The 20,983-nt window shown below is 43.5% G+C and carries 20 protein-coding genes and 1 tRNA gene; 17 read left to right on the forward strand and 4 right to left on the reverse strand.

Translation table 11 applies throughout. The features are described from left to right. Positions 1–64 precede the first annotated feature (64 nt). Positions 65–3,859: a trifunctional MMPL family transporter/lysophospholipid acyltransferase/class I SAM-dependent methyltransferase gene (locus LZF95_RS17480; RefSeq protein ID WP_233756319.1), complete on the forward strand. Its 3,795-nt coding sequence runs from the start codon at positions 65–67 to the stop codon at positions 3,857–3,859. Positions 3,860–4,193: 334 nt separating this feature from the next. Here the strand turns inward: LZF95_RS17480 and LZF95_RS17485 are convergent, their stop codons facing one another. Together LZF95_RS17485 and LZF95_RS17490 are read right to left on the reverse strand one after the other, a co-directional pair. Further along, positions 4,194–5,441, reverse strand: coding sequence for an NAD(P)/FAD-dependent oxidoreductase (locus tag LZF95_RS17485; protein WP_233756320.1), 1,248 nt, complete (start codon positions 5,439–5,441; stop codon positions 4,194–4,196). Between the two features lie 63 nt (positions 5,442–5,504). Beyond that, positions 5,505–6,092 (reverse strand): hypothetical protein, encoded by a 588-nt coding sequence (locus LZF95_RS17490; RefSeq protein ID WP_233756321.1) that lies wholly within the window; start codon positions 6,090–6,092, stop codon positions 5,505–5,507. A gap of 76 nt (positions 6,093–6,168) precedes the next feature. On the opposite strand from LZF95_RS17490, the gene LZF95_RS17495 reads away from it, so the two are divergent. The 9 genes from LZF95_RS17495 to lepB all read left to right on the forward strand — a co-directional run bounded on the left by LZF95_RS17495 (position 6,169) and on the right by lepB (position 15,448). Beyond that, the gene (locus LZF95_RS17495; RefSeq protein WP_233756322.1) at positions 6,169–7,821 is read left to right on the forward strand and encodes a C45 family autoproteolytic acyltransferase/hydolase; all 1,653 of its coding nucleotides are present in this window, start codon (positions 6,169–6,171) and stop codon (positions 7,819–7,821) included. Beyond that, positions 7,818–8,183 (forward strand): holo-ACP synthase, encoded by a 366-nt coding sequence (acpS, locus tag LZF95_RS17500; RefSeq protein ID WP_233756323.1) that lies wholly within the window; start codon positions 7,818–7,820, stop codon positions 8,181–8,183. The genes LZF95_RS17495 and acpS overlap by 4 nt, the downstream gene beginning before the upstream one ends. 4 nt (positions 8,184–8,187) lie before the next feature. Then, entirely contained in the window at positions 8,188–9,474 is a 1,287-nt protein-coding gene (locus LZF95_RS17505) for a phenylacetate--CoA ligase family protein (protein WP_233756324.1), read from the forward strand. Then, positions 9,461–10,984, forward strand: a complete 1,524-nt coding sequence (locus LZF95_RS17510) for an NAD(P)/FAD-dependent oxidoreductase (RefSeq protein WP_233756325.1) — start codon at positions 9,461–9,463, stop codon at positions 10,982–10,984. The genes LZF95_RS17505 and LZF95_RS17510 overlap by 14 nt, the downstream gene beginning before the upstream one ends. 357 nt (positions 10,985–11,341) lie before the next feature. Beyond that, complete coding sequence (locus tag LZF95_RS17515; protein ID WP_233756326.1) at positions 11,342–12,124, forward strand: ParA family protein; 783 nt, start codon at positions 11,342–11,344, stop codon at positions 12,122–12,124. A 2-nt stretch (positions 12,125–12,126) separates the two neighbouring features. Beyond that, complete coding sequence (locus LZF95_RS17520; RefSeq protein WP_233756327.1) at positions 12,127–13,038, forward strand: ParB/RepB/Spo0J family partition protein; 912 nt, start codon at positions 12,127–12,129, stop codon at positions 13,036–13,038. Between the two features lie 2 nt (positions 13,039–13,040). After that, the gene (locus LZF95_RS17525) at positions 13,041–13,637 is read left to right on the forward strand and encodes a DUF5683 domain-containing protein (protein WP_233756328.1); all 597 of its coding nucleotides are present in this window, start codon (positions 13,041–13,043) and stop codon (positions 13,635–13,637) included. A 2-nt stretch (positions 13,638–13,639) separates the two neighbouring features. Beyond that, positions 13,640–14,362, forward strand: a complete 723-nt coding sequence (dapB, locus tag LZF95_RS17530; RefSeq protein WP_233756329.1) for a 4-hydroxy-tetrahydrodipicolinate reductase — start codon at positions 13,640–13,642, stop codon at positions 14,360–14,362. 15 nt (positions 14,363–14,377) lie between these two features. Then, entirely contained in the window at positions 14,378–15,448 is a 1,071-nt protein-coding gene (gene lepB, locus LZF95_RS17535) for a signal peptidase I (RefSeq protein WP_233756330.1), read from the forward strand. 163 nt (positions 15,449–15,611) lie between these two features. On the opposite strand, the gene ung is transcribed toward lepB, so the two are convergent. Then, on the reverse strand, positions 15,612–16,274 hold the full coding sequence (gene ung, locus LZF95_RS17540) for a uracil-DNA glycosylase (RefSeq protein ID WP_233756331.1): 663 nt from the start codon (positions 16,272–16,274) through the stop codon (positions 15,612–15,614). A gap of 60 nt (positions 16,275–16,334) precedes the next feature. On the opposite strand from ung, the gene apaG reads away from it, so the two are divergent. From apaG to rplI, 6 genes are all read left to right on the forward strand, one after another. Then, positions 16,335–16,721, forward strand: a complete 387-nt coding sequence (gene apaG / locus LZF95_RS17545) for a Co2+/Mg2+ efflux protein ApaG (protein ID WP_233756332.1) — start codon at positions 16,335–16,337, stop codon at positions 16,719–16,721. A 1-nt stretch (position 16,722) separates the two neighbouring features. Further along, positions 16,723–17,502, forward strand: coding sequence for an O-methyltransferase (locus LZF95_RS17550; RefSeq protein ID WP_233756333.1), 780 nt, complete (start codon positions 16,723–16,725; stop codon positions 17,500–17,502). Positions 17,503–17,695: 193 nt separating this feature from the next. Next, positions 17,696–18,625, forward strand: a complete 930-nt coding sequence (locus tag LZF95_RS17555) for a hypothetical protein (protein WP_233756334.1) — start codon at positions 17,696–17,698, stop codon at positions 18,623–18,625. 359 nt (positions 18,626–18,984) lie between these two features. After that, complete coding sequence (gene rpsF, locus LZF95_RS17560; RefSeq protein ID WP_233756335.1) at positions 18,985–19,356, forward strand: 30S ribosomal protein S6; 372 nt, start codon at positions 18,985–18,987, stop codon at positions 19,354–19,356. After that, complete coding sequence (gene rpsR, locus LZF95_RS17565) at positions 19,353–19,604, forward strand: 30S ribosomal protein S18 (RefSeq protein ID WP_057937597.1); 252 nt, start codon at positions 19,353–19,355, stop codon at positions 19,602–19,604. The genes rpsF and rpsR overlap by 4 nt, the downstream gene beginning before the upstream one ends. A gap of 27 nt (positions 19,605–19,631) precedes the next feature. Then, on the forward strand, positions 19,632–20,075 hold the full coding sequence (rplI, locus tag LZF95_RS17570; protein WP_233756336.1) for a 50S ribosomal protein L9: 444 nt from the start codon (positions 19,632–19,634) through the stop codon (positions 20,073–20,075). A 52-nt stretch (positions 20,076–20,127) separates the two neighbouring features. Here rplI and LZF95_RS17575 read toward each other — a convergent pair whose 3' ends face one another. Next, the gene (locus LZF95_RS17575) at positions 20,128–20,376 is read right to left on the reverse strand and encodes a hypothetical protein (RefSeq protein ID WP_233756337.1); all 249 of its coding nucleotides are present in this window, start codon (positions 20,374–20,376) and stop codon (positions 20,128–20,130) included. A 329-nt stretch (positions 20,377–20,705) separates the two neighbouring features. Here LZF95_RS17575 and LZF95_RS17580 point away from each other — a divergent pair. Next, positions 20,706–20,778 (forward strand) — tRNA-Gln (locus LZF95_RS17580). The last annotated feature ends 205 nt before the right edge of the window (positions 20,779–20,983 follow it).

The following is a 20,983-nucleotide window of genomic DNA, read 5'->3' on the forward strand; positions in this document are numbered from 1 at the left end:
GCAGGGAGATTGTAATATTGCATTAGAAAACCACGTCTTTCGTTGATGGATTTTTATGCCTCAAATGACAAAGTACCTACCCCTACTTCTATTCATACTCGTAATTCTTGCTGGGGCATACAGTGCGATGAATCTGGATATCCGGGAAAACCTGAACAAATCCATTCCCAACACCCTGGACATGGATGTCGTCAAACCGGTAATCGAAAAAGGAGAGCGCACCCTGTTTCTCTCCCTAGATATACAGGGACTTCAAAATGACACCTACCTTATCGACAGTGTGGCGAACGCATTGGTCAAACGATTGGAAGAAGACTTTGGAGATCAACTTACAGACCTACAGTTCCGCTCTGATATAGAGGTTGACATTTTCAATTCCTTTGTACAGGATCATATTTATATGTTTTTGGAGGAAAACGATTATGATATTATTGACAGCCTCATTGGGCGGAAGCAAATCGTAAAAACCTTAACCAAAAACAAGGAGTCTTTAAGCAATGCCCGGGGATTTGGAATGGGGCAAAACATAGCCAATGACCCGCTGCATTTTGGGCAGTTAGCCTATAAAAACCTTTCACAAGGTCTATCTCTCCAAAATTTACTTGCCACAGAGGGCCTGTTTATCTCCAATGATGGTACACGGTTATTGATCAACGGCACCTTAACTATAGACACTAAGGACGTAAGCCAAGTACAGGCTTTGGAAGAGCGACTTTCTGCATTTACTTACAGTTGGAACCAAGATTCCAGCCATCCTGTCTTAGATTACTTTGGCTCCTTCGCTATAGTATCAGCCAACGCCAAACAGATTAAGCGTGACATTATTCTAACAGTGACGCTTGCACTACTCTTTATCATAGGCTTGCTTTACTTCTATTACCGCAGACTTTCCGCTATCCTGTTTTTTATACTTCCTGGTACTTTTGGAATCGCCGCATCCATCACCTTGATTTATGGCTTTGCTGATGGGATTTCGGCTTTGGCTCTCAGTGCCAGCGCAGTCATCATGGGTATAGTGGTGGATTATTCCTTCCATTTCTTCTCTCATCTGAGCCAGGAAAAGGACGCTGTCAAAACCCGGAACAGCATCGCCTTCCCTTTGATGATCAGCAGTATCACCACGATCATTGCGTTTTTCTCCCTCACTTTCGCCAATTCTGAAGCGCTCAGGGATTTCGGGATATTCACGGGATTGAGCTTGTTATTTACGTTGCTTTTTATCCTGCTATTGTTGCCCCACCTGATTCAGCTTATGGGTGGGCAAGTGCAGAAAAGCGGCAGTGAAAGGCTAGATCTTTTAGTAGAAAAATTTAACTCTGAAGGTGACAAACAGCCTAAATGGGTTCTTTTCGTGGTCTTATCGGCAACTGTTTTCCTAGCTTTCCGCACAAATGATGTAGGTTTTGAAAACGACCTTTCCAAACTCAATTTTTATCCGCAAGAGCTCAAAAAGAAAGAAATTTCCCATCAAAACATCAATCCTGATAGAGAGAAAAGAATTACCGTGGTTTCTCATGGGGCTACAGAAAATGAAGCCGCAGAACAAAACAGGCTACTTTTCAAAACACTAACTAATCATGAGGGTAAAAATAGGTTGGAAGTAAGCTCTATAGGTTCATTCCTTTTGCCAGCCAACGAAATAGAGCAAAAAGCTGATGCGTGGACAAGCTTCTGGAAGCAAAGAGAAGAGACTTTTACAGACTCATTTCTTTCAATTGCAGATTCGCTAGGTTACAGTTCAAAGGCATTTTTGCCTTTTATCCGGAAGGTACAAACAGCTCCTGAACCGGTTAACACCTTCGAATTTGCGAGCCAGTTTGAAAGCCTCCAAAAACTGATAATACAAGATCAAAACACCAGCATACTCACCACTTTGGTTTTTGACAAGGAGGACTACCCATTATGGAAAGAAACTATCTCAGCTATTCCCGGCACTTTTATCGTCGATGGGGAAAGTGTAGCTGAATCCCTGGTAGGTGAAGTCAAGAAGGACTTTAATTTATTGCTTATCATTGCCAGCGCTTTGGTTTTTTTCACCATGCTGCTGGTGTATGGTCGGTTGGAACTGACCTTGATCTCTTTCCTGCCCATGGCCTTGAGTTGGGTATGGATCTTGGGCCTTTCCGCACTACTTGACATTAAGTTCAACTTTATCAATATCATGATCGCCACGATCATCTTCGGGCTGGGAGATGATTTCGCCATTTTCATCACCGACGGGCTCCAAACTAAATACAAGTATGGCAGGAACGCACTTGCCACTAACAAAGCTGGGATTTTACTTTCTTCGATCAGCACGATTATCGGCACTGGGGTATTGTTTTTTGGACAGCATCCAGCCATTCGGTCTATAGCTGCGGTCAGCGTGATAGGGATCAGTACCATTGTGGTGTTGAGCTTTGTGGTACAGCCCTTTTTGTATAAAACGCTTATCACCAGACGGACAAATCAAGGGAAGCCCCCCTATACCCTGTTGGAACTGACTATGAGCGTGTTGGCTTTCTCCTTTTTCTTCGCCGGCTGTCTTATCAGTACTGTGTTCACTATGACCGTGCGGATTATTCCCTTCTGGAAAGAAAAAAGCAAAAAGCTGTTTGTCCATCGGCTAATCCGGTTTTTCACCTGGAGCCTGCTGAAATTCATGGTGTTTGTCAAGAAGAGATACTATGACTTTGAATTGTTGGATTTCAGCAAACCATCCATCATCATCGCAAATCACAGTTCGTTTTTGGACATCCTGTACATTGCGATGCAACATCCGAAAATCACATTTTTGGTCGGTCCTTGGGTTTACAACTCTCCTATTTTCGGCAGATTCATCCGGTTTGCCGACTATATCCCAGCATTTCAGCCTCTAGAGGATAATCTGGAAAAAATTAAGGAAATAGTGTCCGATGGGTATTCGGTTCTGGTATTCCCGGAAAGCCACCGTTCTCCTGATGGACAAATGACGCGCTTTCACAAAGGTGCATTTTACCTAAGTGAGGTACTGCAACTCGATATCACTCCGGTACTTCTTCATGGCTTACATTATTGCTTGCCCAAAGGTGATTATTACGTAAAGAGCGGCTATCTGAACATGAAAATCCTCCCTCGAATAGCTCCCACAGACTCCGGATTTGGAGAAGGCTATAGGCAGCGAGCAAAAAACATCACGAAATATTACAAAGCTGAGCATGCCAGATTCACCCAAGAGCGGGAAGATGCCGATTATTTATATGTCCCCCTATACTATGGATACCTATACAAAGGCCCGGTTTTGGAATGGTATTTTAGAATAAAATACAGGTATGAGAAGCACAATTATGGGCTAATTCATCAAGAACTCATCGACAAGGAGAAAATTTATGATCTGGGATGTGGCAATGGGTTTCTGTGTTATTTCCTCCACTTAAAAAATCCAAAGCGGAAGATTATCGGTATTGACTACGATGAGAATAAGGTAGCGACCGCAGCAAATCACTACTTGAACACGGAAAGTCAGCAATTCTTTACAGAGGATATCACCAAGTCCAAGGTTGAATCAGCTGACGCAGTTATCCTGACGGATGTGCTGCACTACCTTAGCGCTGAACAAAGGATTCTGATATTACAAAACTGTCTCAATGGATTGAACAAGGACGGGATTCTGATCATTAAAGATGGTTTGATCAGTGATTCTGAAAAACACAAGTGGACGCTCAAGTCTGAGAAATGGAGCACCAGATGGATAAAATTCAACAAAGTAGCCGATGAACTTTCATTTTTTGACTTGGCCTTTATCGAAAACTGGGCCGCTGACAACCAGTTGCAGTTGAAAATCCTCTCCGAGTCCAAAGACTCAAGCAACACGTTGATGGCGATCAAAAAGCGATCTTGACTCTAGCTACTTGATACTTAATCCTTGATTCTCTTCGCCCCCGTTCGTGTCACACGAACGGCTTATGAAAACTGTAAACAAAAACCAAAACCTAGCTATCCCAAACACAATCCTTCAATTACATAATCCGCTGTGGAATTTATACCACCAAGCGTTCCGATGGAACGCTCCTAACGAACCCACCATCTATTTCTACCGACCAAATGTCCCGATGGGACATATCCATAAGCATCTTCCAACAACCTCAATCCTTACTCATACCCCCGTTGGGGTAGCCTAGCTCTTGATTCTTGACTCTTGTTTCTTAATTCTTGGATCTTGACTAACTCACTACTCACTGCAATTCCACGCTTTCATCCGTTCTATTCTCGATCTGAATCACTTTTGCCAATGTGGCTAAAATGGTTTTATGTTTTTTGACAAAGGGATTTTCCAGGTCCCAAACATGGCCTGCGAGTACCGAACAAATCTGCCTCTTGATCAACGGATTTATTTTAGGATTGAAGAAGATAGTCTGTAGTTCGCCATTATACCAGCCATCCACATAGGATCTGAACACCTCAATACCATACTTCATTTCATCCTCATAGTCCTTTTGCCAATCTACGGTTTCTCCATTTAATTCCTTTTCTACAAACTTAGCTGCTAGCAAGCCTGAGACCGTAGCAAGGGTGACACCCGATGAGAATACAGGATCCAGAAATTCGGTGGAGTTGCCGCAGAGCACATAGCCCTCTCCGTACATCTGCTTCACTCCCACGGAATATCCCAATATCATAGCAGGGGACCGCTGATAGGCTGCCTCAGCAAACCTGCCATGGAGTAAAGGAAAGTTTTGAACGAATTTCAAATATTCCTTAAAGTCATCAGCGGCAAAAACCTGAGTCTGCTCAGTATCAGAGACCAAACCCACACTGGCAGTGCCATCGGAAAAAGGAATAGCCCAAATCCAGGAATTCTTATCGTCAAAGGGATAAATAAAAATATCATCTCCCTCCCGTCCTGACCGCTTCTGATCCACAAAATGCGCAAAAACAGCACCTCTAGGCTTTTGGATTGATGGCTTGTCCAGCTCAAACAACCTTGGTAACACTCTCCCATACCCACTCGCATCGATGACAAAAGCAGCATCTATTGTGGCAATCGCACCTGTATCAGATTGGTAAGTGACGATCCTGCTGTCACCGTCAATTTTCACTGCTGTCACGGTACTGCCAAATTCAAATCGCACACCATTAGCCTGCGCGGCATCTACCAGATCCTGATCAAATTTAACCCGCTGCACATTCCAGGTCCAATCCCAGGATTTGGAAAATTGCTGGCTAAACAGGAAGGTACAGCTTTGGTTTTCCCTATTATAATAGGAAGCTCCCAGTTTCTTTTGGTAGTCCTTATTGAGTAATGAAGGCATCAGGCCAGCTTCTTCCAAGGACTCCATGCACTTAGGCAGCAGGCTTTCACCAATAACAAAACGGGGAAACCCTTCTTTTTCCAGCACAAGCACCGGGTAGCCTTTTTTGGCAAGGTAACTGGCCGCTACCGTACCGGCAGGCCCAGCCCCTATCACAACTATTTTTTTCATATAAACCCTTTACCTGCGCCCCGCTTCTCTTTTGTAAAAGCACCTACCTACTTGTCTATCAACTTACTTTATGGACTTCCCCTTGCTCTTGAGCAGTTCGTAAATGGTGCGTGCCCAGTAATTTCTCAGCCCAAACCCACCTGGCTTTTCCACAAAACGCTCGGCTGAGAGTATTTCAGAACTCTGGGCATCCATAAGGATTAACCAGTGTGAGCCTCTGGTCAGCTTCTTGTTATAACACTCAGCAACCAACAAAGCTACCGTACCTTCTACCTCAGACAGCTCATAGGATTTAGCCACCGCTTCAGCTTCTTGCTGTGTCAACTGGTGGTCTTCCTCCTGTACCATCGCTTTGGTATCAATGGCCTCGTTTTTTTCATAGGTATAAGTCAAATCTATGTTCACATCAGTGCTGCCCAATGCCTTTTTCACATCATATTTATCCGGCTCAGTGATGACAAAATCATTCCAGGCCAGCAGAAACCTCGGCAGATCAGCCGGATCAGTAAACCCGTCAGCACCTACAAATTTGGCCTGGGTGTAATCAATTCCTATCCAGGTGACGGGATTTGCTGACGCAGCAGCTTCACCATTCCCATATCCCATAAAAAACGTGAGAAATGGAGAGATTAGTAAGAAAAATAAATTCATAACTTTGATGTTTAGTAATGTGAAGATCCCTTCTTTTTTATACACGAAAGATTCAGAAGACTAAATTAAAATAGAATTGCAGAAGAAAAAACTCATCCTGCTAGGTGGCATTTCTCTGTTGCTTATTTTACCGTTGATTTATATTAGAATCACAGTTTATCCAGCACCTGATTTTCCAGTAATCACCACACAGATCCTTCAACGGGAGGAAATTGGCAATTCTACTTTTCGATACAAAAACAACTGGCTCCGCAAAAACGAACACGGTAACTGGGAAAGTTACATTGAAGGCACACCCTATGAAAGAGGGATTGCTTTGGGGATATTGCATAAAGAGCTCATCCAAAGTCAGGAAACTGCCTTCATAGCGGAAATCGAGAAGCTCCTTCCTTCTAAAGTGCTGCGGACGGTGATGCAATTGGGAATTGGCTGGTTCAACAGAAATCTGGATCAGAACATACCTTTAGAATACCTACAGGAAATCTATATGGTCTCCCAAAGTTTCTCTGATGAATATTCTTATGTGGGGCCAAAATTCAACCGGATACTGAATTACCATGCCGCACACGATATTGGGCACATGGCGCAAAACATGAATCTGGTGGCATGCACCGCAGTGGCCCAGTGGGACTTTGGGAAAGAAAATCCCAAAATGGTTCTGGGACGGAATTTTGACTTTTATTTTGGAGATGAATTTGCCAAGGATAAAATCGTGCTGTTCGTCAATCCCAGCGAAGGCTACGATTTTGTATCTGTTACCTGGGGAGGCTTTAGCGGGGTGGTCTCCGGGATGAACGAAAAAGGACTTTCCGTCACGCTGAACGCACTGCCATCAGAACTGCCTGTCAAAAGTGCTACTCCTGTATCTATCATAGCAAGAGAAGTAGTCCAGTATGCCTCCACCATAGAAGAAGCTCTGGACATCATTTCAAAGTACAAGGTATTCGTATCGGAGTCATTTACCATAGCCTCGGCCATAGATCAGAAAGCTGCTGTAATAGAAAAAACCCCGGAAAAGACAGCAATTTTTTATCCTGAGGGCAGGCAACTCATCGTCGCCAATCATTTCCAGAGTGAGGAATACAAAAATTCCCAGCTCAATCTGGATCATATCCGAGATTCGGAATCTATGTCGCGTTTCGATAGAATGGGACAATTGACCGCCGAGGACACCTCTATTTCTGTAGATAACACCCTACGCTACATCAGGGATCAGAAAGGCATGGACGGACAAGATATAGGCATGGGAAACCCAATGGCCATCAACCAGCTGCTAGCGCATCATGCTGTGATCTTCGAACCTTTAAAAAAAATCGCCTACATCTCCGCAGCACCTTTTCAGGAAAATGTCTTCCAAGCATACAACGTCTCTTCAATCAAAAACCTGGCAGATCAAGATCTTTTCAATTCTCCAGAAATCGATTCATTGCGGCTAGACCCGGATCCTTTTTTTTCCAACGATGGGTTTCTGGATTTCGCTAAATATAAAAGACTGAAGGAGGATTTTCTGGCAAGTTATAAAACATCCTCTCCAAGCGCGGGTTTTATAGAAAAATGGATTTCGACCAATCCCGGATATTACGAGCCCTACTATATGCTAGGTAGATACTATTTTAAAAAGAAGGAGTTTGCCCAGGCAAAAAATTACTATGAGAAGGCCCTGAACAAAGCTATCCCCTATCGCAGCATCAAGACAGAGATCACCGAAAACATGGAAAAAATGAGATGAGGGGAATAGGAATAGATATAGTCGAAGTGGATAGAATAGCCCAAAAATGCCAGAAAACGGCATTTGTAAAGTTGGTTTTCACTGCAGAGGAAGAAGCCTATTGCTCCGCCCAGGGCAATCCGCTTCCTAGCTTTGCCGCACGCTTTGCGGCCAAAGAAGCCTATATGAAAGCTATTGGAAAAGGCTGGGCAAATGATGCCCAATTCCATGAAATAGAAGTTGTTAAACTTGGATCAGGTCAACCAAAGATAAGATTGCTCGGAAAAAGCATGGAATATTTTGAACAAGAAGGCTATTCTGAGATACTTTTGACACTCAGCCACACTAGGCAAACTGCCGTGGCTGTCGTAATTGTAGTTTAATCCTATGAATTTCAGCCTCACTAATGTTCCGGATTTTTTGCCATTGGCAGAGATAGAAAACCTACAGGTTGCCCTATTGAAAAAGCAATTGCGCTACATTCAGGCTAATTCGCGGTTTTATAAAGGGAAATTTTCTATAGGAGAAATCGAAGGTATTTCCACGGTTTCGGATCTTTCAAGTTTCATCAGGACAAGTAAAAAAGACCTAGCAGAATTTAATCCCGATTTTCTGAGTATTTCCCAAAGAGAAGTGGTAGAATATGTCACTACTTCGGGCACAACCGGAAAACCTGTGACAATCGCACTGAGTAAAGCAAATCTGAAAAGACTTGCCTACAACGAAGCCAGATCGCTGTCAATTGCCGGCTTTACTGCTGATGACATCGTCCAGATCACCACTACGCTGGACAAAGGCTTCATGGCGGGGATGGCATATTACATGGGATTGACAGAACTAGGTGCGGCGGTATTACGCGCTGGACAGGGCAGTCCGGAATTTCACTGTGAGATGATCAAGCAAATCCAGCCAACTGCCCTGGTTGCCGTCCCTTCCTTTCTCCAAAAATTAGGTTTGTCTGCCAGTTCCTTTACCCATCAGATCAAAAAAGCCCTATGCATAGGAGAGCCTTTGAGAAACAAGGACTTCAGTGACAATCAATTGTCTATAAACATCGCCAAGTGCTGGGACCTGGATCTCAGATCCACGTATGCGTCCACGGAAATGGCCACTGCATTTACAGAATGCAGTGAAAAAAAAGGAGGTCACCTGCTTCCAGAGCTGATTATCTTGGAGATTCTCGACGAGCATGGCAATGAAGTAGCAGATGGAGAACTTGGTGAAGTGACAGTAACCCCTTTGGGTGTAGAAGCGATGCCTTTGCTTAGATTCAGAACGGGAGACTTAGCCAGAAAATACAGTTCCCCATGCGCCTGTGGGAGAAATACGCCAAGACTCGGCCCTATAGAAGGAAGATTGGCCCAGATGATCAAGCTGAAAGGGACTGCTATTTTTCCTGGACAGATCGAAGACGTATTGCACAGTTTCCCAACTGCCAACCCATACCTCATTCGCCTGGAAAGTGATGACAATGGCATGGATGCTGTCACTATTGAGCTACCTGAGACCTGCACGCATCAGGATATGGACACTTTACTTGTAAACCTACAGGCAAGGCTCCGCGTAAAGCCCACCTTGAAAAGATCATCTATCTCCGAAATCCAGAGGATTCTTTTCCGTGGGGAAAGCAGAAAGCCAAAAAAGATAATAGATACTAGAAATGCGGAGAATTAAGGAGGAATACGACATTGTCATCATAGGGGCTGGATTGGGAGGGCTGCTATGTGGCTACGTGCTGGCGGAGGAAGGGAAATCCGTATGCATTCTCGAAAAAAACGCCCAGATCGGAGGAAACCTCCAGACTTTCAAACGAGACCAAGTCAAATTCGACTCAGGCGTACACTACATCGGTGGACTGGATAAAGGGCAAGCTTTGTACCCTTTTTTCAAATACTTCAATCTGCTGGACAACGTGGATAAGGAGCTCCTTGACAAAGATGCTTACGATGTGATCTCCTTCGGGTCTGAGGACATTCTCTACCCCCATGGTCAGGGCTATGAGAACTTTGTCCAGCAATTGATCAAGTATTTCCCAGAAGAAGAAGCGGGGCTGAGAAAGTATTGCGAAGAGATCCGACGCATTTGCAAAGAATTTGAATGGTACAATCTGTACAAAGATTATGAAGAAACGGATGAAATGAGCACGTTCAGCCTGAGTGCCAAAGAAGTCATAGCCTCCTGTACGGATAATGAAAAGCTAAGAAAAGTCCTCGCAGGATCAAATTTGCTCTATGCGGGAGAGGGAGATTCTTCCCCTTTTTATATCCATGCCCTTATCCTGGATTCATATATTGGTAGTGCCTATAAGCTGAAACACAGTGATCAGATTTCCAAACAGCTGAGAAAAGACCTCAAAAAAATGGGAGGTCAAATTTTCATTAATTCTGAAGTAGTGAAAATAGAAAACACCACTAAGCAGGTTCAGCATGTAGTCTTGGCAGATGGACAGCAGATCAGAGGTAAGCTGTTTATCTCCAACCTACATCCGACTCTCACGTTCAGGCTTCTCAATACTGAAGGTCTCAGGAAAGTTAATGTGAACCGAATGCTCCAGTTGGGCAATACAGCCTCATCATTCATTCTTTATATCAAATTAAAACCGGAAACCTTCAGGTTTACAAATTCCAACCGCTATCACTTCATAGATGAGGACGTCTGGAGCTCGCATCACTATGATTCAGACAATTGGCTAAAAGCGCTGGCGATTTTCAATTCCAGGCCTGATAGTAATACTCAGTATGCGCATACGCTTACGGCCATGGCTTACATGAACTATGAAGATGTGAAAAAATGGGAAAACAGCTTCAATACCACACTGCGTGAAAGCGAGCGTTCTAAAGAATATCTGAGGTTTAAGCAGAAAAAAGCGGAAGAGCTGATCCGTGCCTTGTCCCGGGTTTATCCAGGTTTTTCTTCTTGCATTGAGAGCTACTATACCGCCACCCCACTTACGCAGCGGGATTATATAGGTTCAATCGAGGGTGGACTATACGGGATCAAAAAAGATTACAGAGCTCCGGTGAAATCCTTTATCAGTGCAAACACCAAATTGGACAACCTGTTTCTTACCGGGCAAAACGTAGTGCTGCATGGGGTGCTAGGAGTTACGATCAGTGCCATGGTCACGTGCCAGTTTATTTTGGGGAAAAAATACATGTTGGACAAACTAAAGGCATATGTCTGAACTGGTTAATTTCATTACGTGGTTGAAATAGCTTAAGAAATGAATTGTCAGAACCATTTGAAAGGCCACAATCTGCATTAATTCGGATTATTGCGCAATTCCGCTAAAATACAGTCGTTCTTTATCCTCATACCATTCTCCTAAATCAAATCCATGTCCAAAGGAAAACCTTGCTGAACAAACCCACATCAAATCAAGTTACTGACTAGCAACACCATACTGTTAAACACCTCTCAGAGCTCCCAATGAATACATGAGCAAAGCCCCTGCTACCCCAGCTAAAAAAAGCGGGGAGATCAGGCGGAAAAGAATTCATTTTGCTTAATATTGAGATTAAATTATACTTCAATACACACCATGGGAAAAATCATTGCCATTGCCAATCAAAAAGGCGGTGTAGGCAAAACTACCACAGCGATGAACTTGGCGGCTAGTTTGGCTGTCCTTGAATTTAAGACCCTGGTGATTGACGCTGATCCACAGGCAAACACTACTTCTGGACTAGGTCATGATCCCAAATCCATCAATACTAGTATTTACGAATGCATGGTGGATGGAAATGACGTAAGTGAAATTATCCTAAAAACAGAAATCGAAAATCTCGATTTGGTGCCTTCGCACATCGATCTGGTGGGAGCTGAAGTGGAAATGATCAATCTGGACAATCGCGAGGAGAAGATGAAAGAGGTCATCCACGAGCTCAAGGAAAAATATGACTACGTCATTATTGATTGCTCCCCTTCCTTAGGTTTAATTACAATCAATGCACTTACTGCTGCCAATTCTGTGATCATACCGGTACAATGCGAGTATTTTGCGTTGGAGGGCTTGGGAAAACTACTAAATACAATAAAAATAATCCAGACTAGATTAAATCCTGACCTGGAAATCGAAGGCATCTTACTCACCATGTATGATGTGAGGTTGAGGCTTTCAAATCAAGTGGTGGAAGAAGTGAAGCTGCATTTTAAGAACATGGTTTTCGAGACGATCATTCCAAGGAATGTAAGACTAAGTGAAGCACCTAGTTTTGGCTTGCCGGCCATATCCTTCGATGCAGATGGAAAAGGGGCGGTAGCCTACCTTAACCTTGCCGGAGAAATAGCACAGAAGAACAACCTGCAAAAAGTGAGCAACTAATTATGTCAGATCAAAAGCCGAACCGAAAAAAAAGTGCGCTTGGTAGAGGTCTTGGAGCCCTGCTCGAAGACAGTCCCTCCAAGCACAAATCTGAGGACATTTTGCCTGAGGTAGTTAAAACCGGGATTTTTGAAATCCCACTTGAGCAGATACAGGTCAATCCATTCCAGCCTCGGGTTCATTTTGACAAGGACGCACTAGCGGAACTGGCAGAGTCTATCAAAGTGCAGGGCATCATCCAGCCCATCACTGTCAGGAAACTTGACACGGAAGAATATCAGTTGATCTCAGGAGAAAGGAGGTTTCAGGCTTCAAAAATTGCGGGTCTCACCCAAATCCCTGCATACGTGCGTACAGCCAATGACCAGCAGATGTTGGAAATGGCACTGATAGAAAACATACAGCGGGAAAACCTCAATGCATTGGAAATTGCCCATTCCTATCAGCGTTTGCTTGCCGAGTGTGATTTAAAACAGGAAGAGTTGGGAGATCGGGTAGGTAAAAACCGGACTACTGTCAATAATTATCTACGCCTGCTCAAACTCCCACCTACGATCCAAGCGGCCATCCGTGACCAGCAATTGTCTATGGGCCATGCCCGTGCGCTTATCAATATAGAGGATGTGGATAAGCAACTCGCTATCTTCAAGAAAACCGTGGAAGAGGGATTAAGTGTTCGAAATGTGGAAGCACTGGTAAAAGCCCTAAGCGAAGGCAAGCCTGAGAAGCCCACAGCGCAGGAGCTGGATCCTGTCAGGAAATACGAGATCAATAAACTACAGCAGCGATTGGCTTCTCATTTTGGGACCAAGGTAGCCCTGAAGGCCAATGCCAAAAATAAAGGAGAAATAAAAATCCCCTTCAATTCAGCATCAGATCTTAACCGCATCCTGGAAATCCTGGAAATCATCTAACTGTGGATCCTGGAGTGCCTTATAGCATATCGAATTCCAAAGTCCCATATATCCTATTGGGGCTTTTGCTTTTCTGTTTCAATTTGACAGGTAATAAAGCTATGGCGCAGGATGCAGACACGTTGACCACAGACACTTCAAAATCTGAGTATCCTTTATTGCCAAAAAACCCAAAAAAAGCCACTATCCTTTCTGCTGTTCTACCAGGGGCAGGACAAGTATATAACGGCAAGGCATGGAAAGTACCGCTGATATACGGGGGGCTGATTACCGACATTTATTTCATCAATTTCAACAATCGCCGTTACCAGATATTTAGAGAGGCACTTGCAGACTTTGACGATGGAAACACTACGGATTTCCCCAGCCTAAACAGAGATGGGTTAGTCCGCAATGTTAATTACTGGAGGAGTAACCGTGATCTTTGCTACCTGGTGCTAGTAGGGATATATGCCTTAAACATAATAGATGCCAACGTAGATGCCCACCTATCGGGATTTGATGTTTCTGACGACATTGCATTAAAATTTGAACCTCATTATGAAAGATTTTCATCGAACAATACTTCTGTGGGACTTTCAGTAAAACTTTACTTTTAAACATGAACATATTACTTCTTGGCTACGGAAAAATGGGGCAGCTGATCGGACAGCTGTCAGAATCCCGAGGCCACCATCTAATCGGGAAAATCAATATTGACAACCGCCATGAACTGGATCAGCTAGACACTTCTACCATAGATGTCGCCATAGAATTCAGCCAGCCTGAAGCCGCAGTGGATAATATAAAGTGGGCGATTGAACACGGCATCCCCGTCGTCTCAGGAACTACCGGATGGCTAACCCAAAAACCTGAGATCGAAGAACTGGCGCGCAGCAAAAACGGAGCGTTTTTCTATGCCTCCAACTACAGCATAGGAGTCAATATCTTCTTTAAAGTCAATGAGTTTTTGGCCAAACTGATGAACGAAACCAGTGGGTACAAGAGCTCAGTAGAAGAAATCCACCATACCGCCAAATTGGATGCGCCTTCCGGCACGGCAATCACTTTGGCCGAAGGCATCATCAAAAACATAAGTAATCTAAACTCCTGGGAGCTGTCCGAAGGGGCGAGCGGAAATGAACACTCACTGCCGATCACTGCCAAACGGATAGACCCAGCTCCCGGCACACATATCATCCGCTACTCATCTGAAATCGATGATATTGAGATCATCCATACAGCACACAGCCGGCAGGGCTTTGCTCTTGGCGCAATTTTGGTGGCTGAATGGATTAAAGAAAGGAAAGGCGTACTTTCCATGGATGATTTTCTATCTTTCTGAACTTAAAAACCAATCATGAGTAAGTCAACTAAAAAGAAATCAGTCGCACGGGAATGGGGTGATGCATTGATTTTTGCAGTAGTAGCAGCCAGTTTGATCCGATGGCTACTCTTAGAACCTTTCACTATCCCTACCGCCTCCATGGAAAAATCACTTTTAGTGGGAGATTTCCTTTTTGTAAGTAAGATGCACTATGGAACCAGGTTTCCTATGACACCGCTTCAGGTTCCCCTTACCCATCAGAAAGTCTGGGGGACGGAGATCCCTTCCTATTCTGATGCTATCCAGATTCCCTACTTCAGGTTTCCGGGGTTCTCAGATGTAGAGCGCAATGATGTGGTGGTTTTCAATTACCCTGTGGAATTCCAGTACCCTACTGACCTTAAAACCAATTACATCAAACGTGCGGTAGGTGTTCCTGGTGATGTGATCAAAATCAACGAGGGAAACCTCATTGTTAATGACCAGCCTGCAATGCAGCCGGAGGAGATGCAATATTCTTACGATGTCAAAACCAACAGGCCTTTAAATGTTGATTTCTTAAAAGAATATGGAATAAACCAAGACAGTTTCTATGTATTTACCGATGGTAGCTACATGGTCTCTGCCACTGACCAGATCATAGAACGTCTGAAAAGCTCTCCAGTGGTCACATCCGTGACCAAACGGATAGAAAAAAACGGAGGTAAATCGGAAATTTTCCCCGATGGGATGACACTGGGATGGACCCGGGACAACTACGGCCCGCTGAAGGTTCCCGGAGAAGGATGGACCATAGAGATGACCAATGAGAATGTCATGAAATATAGTTTCACCATAGAAAAATACGAAGGGCTGGATGATGTGCAGGTGAAAGAAGGGCAGCTTTTCATCGATGGACAGAAAGTGGACAGCTATACATTCAAACAGAATTATTATTTCATGATGGGTGATAACCGTCATGACTCATTGGATTCCCGCTATTGGGGCTTTGTCCCGGAGGATCATATAGTAGGCAAAGCCTGGTTCCTATGGCTTTCACTGGACAAATACGAGTCCATGTTCAGCAAGATCCGCTGGAGCAGAATATTCAGGGGAATCAATTGATCCCTTACTTAAGAGGCTGTCTCACAATTCATAATGTCACATTGAGCGAAGTCGAAATGGGCTTAATTAGCACATAAAAGGCTTCGACTTCGCCCAGCCTGGCAAGAAAACATAATTATGTGACCGCCTCTTTTTTTCGCAAATCGACTTACTAGTTTTCACTCTACCACACGATAGGCTCTATGCCATGGGTTTCCAGATATTCATTTGCCTTGGAGAAGTGTTTACTGCCAAAAAAGCCACGATAGGAAGAAAGTGGACTAGGGTGCGGGGCTTTTAAAACCAGATGTTTACGAGTATCGATCAATACGGATTTCTTCTGGGCATAGGATCCCCATAGCAAGAAAACGACATGCTCCCGCCGCTCACTGATAGTTTTGATCACCTCATCTGTAAATTCCTCCCAGCCTCTTTTCTGATGGGAGCCGGCTTGGTGAGCACGTACTGTAAGTGTGGCGTTCAGCAGAAACACCCCTTGATCTGCCCATTGCGTAAGATCCCCGCTCGCTGGCAGGGGTTTTCCCACATCAGACTGCACCTCTTTGAAAATATTCACAAGACTGGGCGGAAAAGGCACTCCTGGCTTAACTGAAAATGAGAGCCCATGGGCCTGCCCGGGACCATGGTAAGGATCCTGGCCCAGAATCACCACCTTCACATTTTGTAAGGGGCAGTGGTTAAACGCATTAAAGATTTCTTTACCTGGAGGGTAAACCTTTGTGCTGGCATACTCGTCTTTCACAAAAGCCACCAGGTTTTTGAAAAACTCCTGTCCAAACAAATGATCTAACGCATCATGCCAGCTTGGTTCAATTTTGACTTGCATAAGGATATTTACATTCAGATATTAAATGGTATATTTACGGGCTTTTAAAACACTATGTCTATGGTAGTTGCAGTTACTTCTGGTATTCAGGTAAGCGTGGAAGTCACATATCAAGCAGAATTCTCAAGTCCACATCAGCACCATTTTGTATTTACCTACAAGGTAACGATTGAAAACAAAAGCAACCAAACCGTGCAGCTATTAAGGAGAAGATGGGAAATCTCTGACGCGGCAGAGCTGAAAAGAACCGTCGAAGGAGACGGGGTAGTAGGCCAACAACCAATCTTGGAGCCAGGAGAATCCCACAGTTATGTCTCTGGATGTAATCTAAAATCCGGTTTGGGAAAAATGACAGGAGCATATTACATGGAAAAACTTTTTGACGGGGCTAAGTTTGAAGTGATTATTCCTGAATTCCAGATGATCGCCAATTATCTTCATAACTGAATTGCACAATAATGCCTACTCCCTGCTTTCCTATATAAAGTATTGGCTCATTAAAGAGGACAAGTACTCACTTCAGTCGCCATTTCTCTTCACACTTTACCAAAATCTCTTCCGTTTCTTACATGCCCGTAAAGATGAGGATCAGGATATTGAGATGTTCAGAAATCAGCTGCTTTCCTGCACTAAAAGTATTGAGGTGAAAGACCACGGTGCCGGGTCTAAAACTGTCAACACCCCAAAGCGAGCTGTGGCGGATATCACCAAGTACAGTACCAGCAATAGGAAATACGCCCAACTCTACCAGTATTTTGCCACACTCACCCCAGCCCATACCGTATTGGAACTTGGTACCTGTATGGGCATTTGCAGCAGATACCTTTCGAAGGTGACGCATGGCCAAGTCTATACTTTCGAGGGCTCCCCGGAAATAGCCAGAGTAGCAAAGCCTGGGCAAGGATACGATAACGTACATGTGGTCGTGGGTGAGCTTAGTGATAAGTTGCCACCCCTCCTGTCAACCCTAGGAAAGATTGACTTCGCATTAATCGACGCCACTCATACCTATGAGGCCACCCTGAGATATTTCGAGCAGCTTCTACCACAAACCCATCCAAAAACCATTATTGCCATTGGGGATATCCACTGGTCAAGGGAAATGGAGCAGGCTTGGGAAGCAATAAAAAACAAACCGCAAGTACAACTTAGTCTGGACTTCTATGAATGTGGAATTGTGTTCTTTGAGTACCCGGGAGCCAAAGCTGAATATGTACTGGATTTTTGAATTTTTTAAAAGCTTAAGTACTTCATATCCTAATCCCACATCTGGAACAGAACTGAAGTATCCCGTTTTACAATTTGGTCTAAATATTGCACCAAGGGAATCAGGGCAACCCCGATATCCCAACCTGTTTTGCCTGAAGAATATCTTTCGGACCAATAATTAGTCTAAAAAAGTCATAAAACGCCTAATTTAAATGAATACTGAATTTGAAAATAACTCGACTCAAAAGAAAGACCAGGGCAAAAACATCATCATCATTGTTTTGGTTCTTTTGGTTATTATCAGCGGGATCAAACTATACACCGATTATGTTGACCGGACTAAGAAAACAGAAGAAATCCTATTGCTTTCCACTGAAAACAATGACCTGAACAAACGACTGGACTCTGTCGCATATCAGCTTGATCTACGGATACAGGAAATAGAAAAATTGGGCGGAGATGTAAAATCGCTCGAAGAAGTGAGAGATCAACTGATATCCGAACGAAACACCTCCAGGCAAAGAAGTGCCTCGGAAATCGCTTCCTTAAACGCAAAAATCAAAAACTACAATTCTATGATTGTAGAGAAGGATCAGGAAATCCTGGAACTTCGGGCGATGAACCAGCAGCTTTTCACTGAAAATCAGGACTTAAAAACCACTCAAGCCGAAATAGAGGAAGAGGTAGCCCAACTGAACATCCAAAAGGAAGATCTACAGGCAAAGGTCAATGTGGCCTCCATGCTGAAGGCGGAGAACATAGAAATAGCGGCAGTCAATTCCAGGGGAAAAGAACGGGTGGAAACAACCAAAGATTTTAAAAACAGACAAATCGAGCGAATAAAGGTTAGCTTCAATCTTGCCGACAACAAAGTAGCTGACAAGGGGCCGAGGAACATCTATGTACAGGTACTAGCCCCGAATTCCCAACCTATTTTCGATGTCGCCAAAGGATCCGGGACGTTTATGGTAGATGGTGCAGAACAATTCTACACCGTAAAGCAGGACATCATTTTCGACAATACAGAACAGGAATTGACCTTCTTCTACGAAAAAGGCTCTGATTATGTATCCGGAAACCATCAGGTGAAAATTTTCGTGGATAATTACGAAATCGGATCAAAGTCCTTTTCGATAAAATAATCAAGTCTGGATTCCCCAAATATGATTATTGCGCATCAAGCCAGTAGTCATGTATTCTCTCAGCACGGATTCCTGCCGACACACTGGACGGACAGGGACCGGGCTTCCATTTAGACAGGCAATAGGACATCATCTATTTCTTGACCCAAACATCAACGGATCACTTGGTGGTAGCTACTCTCTGCACATTACAGGTTTGACCAATCATTTGCATTGCCTAAGAAGGGAATGTCAAGGATCTGCTTTTTTGATTTATTTTTGCCTTTACCTTTGTTGGGTTTTAGCTACCCATTTGGAATACAGGAGTATTTCCCGTACTTTTGCAACCTGTTTATTAAATTCCTTAAACACATTAAAAAATGTTCCAAAGAAATTACGAGACGGTATTCATTTTAACTCCCGTTTTATCTGATGTTCAGATGAAGGATACTGTCGACAAGTTTGTGAACTTGTTAAAAGAACTGGGGGCAGACGTTATTAATGTGGAAAATTGGGGTCTTAAAAAAATGGCTTATGCCATTGAGAAGAAGACAACAGGATTCTACGTTATGGTTGAATTCAAGGCCGATCCTACGCTCATCCGCAAATTCGAAGTAGAATTCAGAAGAGATGAGAAAGTGATGAGATTCTTGACTACTGTTTTGGACAAGCATTCTATTGCCTATGCCGAAAGAAGAAGAAAAGGAGAGTTTAACAAAAAAGTTGAAGCTAAGGAGGAAGCCACCAAATGACACTAGTAAACGAGCCAATCAACAGAGGCGAAATCAGAAAAAAGTATTGCCGATTCAAGAAGCACGGCATCAAGTACATTGACTACAAGGATCCTAATTTCTTGTTGAAATTTGTCAATGAGCAAGGTAAAATCCTTCCTAGGAGACTTACCGGAAACTCTGCTAAATTTCAGAGAAAAGTGGCTCAGGCCATCAAAAAAGCAAGACATTTGGCGTTGTTGCCATTCGTAACCGATGGGTTGAAATAATCGTCCAATCACAAAAGATCATTACAAATGGAAATCATACTAAAAACAGACATCAAAGGTCTTGGTTATAAGAATGACTTGGTAGATGTAAAGCCAGGATATGGACGGAACTATCTGATCCCTCAGGGTTTTGCCGTACTGGCAACTGGTTCTAACAAGAAAATTCTTGCTGAGAACATCAAGCAAGCTGCCCATAAAGCAGAAAAGATCAAAACTGAAGCTCAGAATATCGCCGAAAAGCTTGAGGTTCTTACATTGGAGATCAAAGCGAAGATCGGTGAATCAGGTAAAATCTTCGGTAAAGTCACTACCCTTCAGATCGCCGATGCGTTGGCGGCCCAAGGTATAGATATCGACAGAAAGAAAATCTCCATCAATACGCCAGTAGATGGCGCAGGAGAATTCGAAGCAGAGGTCGATCTTCACAGAGAAGTGAAAACCAACGTAAAATTCAACGTCTCAGGAGAATAAGTAATCCTCCTGGATCTAATAAAAACAAAACCCCGGAAACCCGGGGTTTTTTTTACGCTTTATTCAGGGCTTTTTCAAAGCTTTCTACCAACTTCTTGGAAACGGCCTTTTCGTTTTTCTTTCTGGCCTCTTTAAAAACCGCAAGAGCCTGCTCACCCTTCTCTAAAACCCCTACCGGGTTGTGGTCATTCTGAAAACTAGCCCAGCACCAAGTCAGCTCAGCTGCCAGTGTTTCCGACTTCAGTTTTGTTAATTTCTGTACCACCTCGGGCACTGTTTTTTCTAATTTCTCAACTTGCATGGTAAATAATGGTTTGATAGTTTGATCACTTCCTATAAAAATGATTAATCATTTCCAAATACGCAACACAATCACGTCAATATTAACAATATCACAATATTAAAGCTGAGGTTTGCTGATTTCACAAAACCAGCCTAGGCTTTCCCAGAATCAAATCCCATCCCTTATTTACCCCAGGCAACTGACCTGATCCAGACCCAATATTTTCAACTGATTAAAAGGCAATTAGGCAGAAACTTGAAAAATGTTTTGGCTCCAACTTGGAAAAAAAGAAGCAAGAACCTACCTTTGTGACACTTTAAAGGAGAGGAGTTCCATCTCTCTTAAACTGGCTCATGGTGTAACTGGCAACACGTCTGATTTTGGTTCAGAAGAGTCCAGGTTCGAGCCCTGGTGAGCCAACAAAGGCTCTTGATTTCAACATCAAGGGCTTTTTTTATGCCTATTGACGTTTGCGGATTAGTCTGGACCAGTCCTAAAAGGGATCAGTCCTAAAAGTTGGGGGAATTGACTGAATCGATTTTCTTTGTTGAAAAAAAGAATTGGAAGAAAAGGATTACCTCAGCTTGCTTTTGCCGCATGGCCTGCTTGAATTTTTCAAGGTTAC

Source organism: Algoriphagus sp. AGSA1 (assembly GCF_021390545.1).
Classification (GTDB): domain Bacteria; phylum Bacteroidota; class Bacteroidia; order Cytophagales; family Cyclobacteriaceae; genus Algoriphagus.

What these genes read in the sequence shown, in the direction of transcription:
- apaG (WP_233756332.1), top strand. Translation starts at nt 16,335, where the DNA reads ATGGTAGTTGCAGTTACTTCTGGTATTCAGGTAAGCGTGGAAGTCACA.
- LZF95_RS17555 (WP_233756334.1), top strand. Translation starts at nt 17,696, where the DNA reads ATGAATACTGAATTTGAAAATAACTCGACTCAAAAGAAAGACCAGGGC.
- ung (WP_233756331.1), bottom strand. Translation starts at nt 16,274, where the DNA reads ATGCAAGTCAAAATTGAACCAAGCTGGCATGATGCGTTAGATCATTTG.
- LZF95_RS17490 (WP_233756321.1), bottom strand. Translation starts at nt 6,092, where the DNA reads ATGAATTTATTTTTCTTACTAATCTCTCCATTTCTCACGTTTTTTATG.
- lepB (WP_233756330.1), top strand. Translation starts at nt 14,378, where the DNA reads ATGAGTAAGTCAACTAAAAAGAAATCAGTCGCACGGGAATGGGGTGAT.
- rplI (WP_233756336.1), top strand. Translation starts at nt 19,632, where the DNA reads ATGGAAATCATACTAAAAACAGACATCAAAGGTCTTGGTTATAAGAAT.
- LZF95_RS17520 (WP_233756327.1), top strand. Translation starts at nt 12,127, where the DNA reads ATGTCAGATCAAAAGCCGAACCGAAAAAAAAGTGCGCTTGGTAGAGGT.
- dapB (WP_233756329.1), top strand. Translation starts at nt 13,640, where the DNA reads ATGAACATATTACTTCTTGGCTACGGAAAAATGGGGCAGCTGATCGGA.
- acpS (WP_233756323.1), top strand. Translation starts at nt 7,818, where the DNA reads ATGAGGGGAATAGGAATAGATATAGTCGAAGTGGATAGAATAGCCCAA.
- LZF95_RS17510 (WP_233756325.1), top strand. Translation starts at nt 9,461, where the DNA reads ATGCGGAGAATTAAGGAGGAATACGACATTGTCATCATAGGGGCTGGA.
- rpsF (WP_233756335.1), top strand. Translation starts at nt 18,985, where the DNA reads ATGTTCCAAAGAAATTACGAGACGGTATTCATTTTAACTCCCGTTTTA.
- LZF95_RS17505 (WP_233756324.1), top strand. Translation starts at nt 8,188, where the DNA reads ATGAATTTCAGCCTCACTAATGTTCCGGATTTTTTGCCATTGGCAGAG.
- LZF95_RS17515 (WP_233756326.1), top strand. Translation starts at nt 11,342, where the DNA reads ATGGGAAAAATCATTGCCATTGCCAATCAAAAAGGCGGTGTAGGCAAA.
- LZF95_RS17485 (WP_233756320.1), bottom strand. Translation starts at nt 5,441, where the DNA reads ATGAAAAAAATAGTTGTGATAGGGGCTGGGCCTGCCGGTACGGTAGCG.
- LZF95_RS17480 (WP_233756319.1), top strand. Translation starts at nt 65, where the DNA reads ATGACAAAGTACCTACCCCTACTTCTATTCATACTCGTAATTCTTGCT.
- rpsR (WP_057937597.1), top strand. Translation starts at nt 19,353, where the DNA reads ATGACACTAGTAAACGAGCCAATCAACAGAGGCGAAATCAGAAAAAAG.
- LZF95_RS17575 (WP_233756337.1), bottom strand. Translation starts at nt 20,376, where the DNA reads ATGCAAGTTGAGAAATTAGAAAAAACAGTGCCCGAGGTGGTACAGAAA.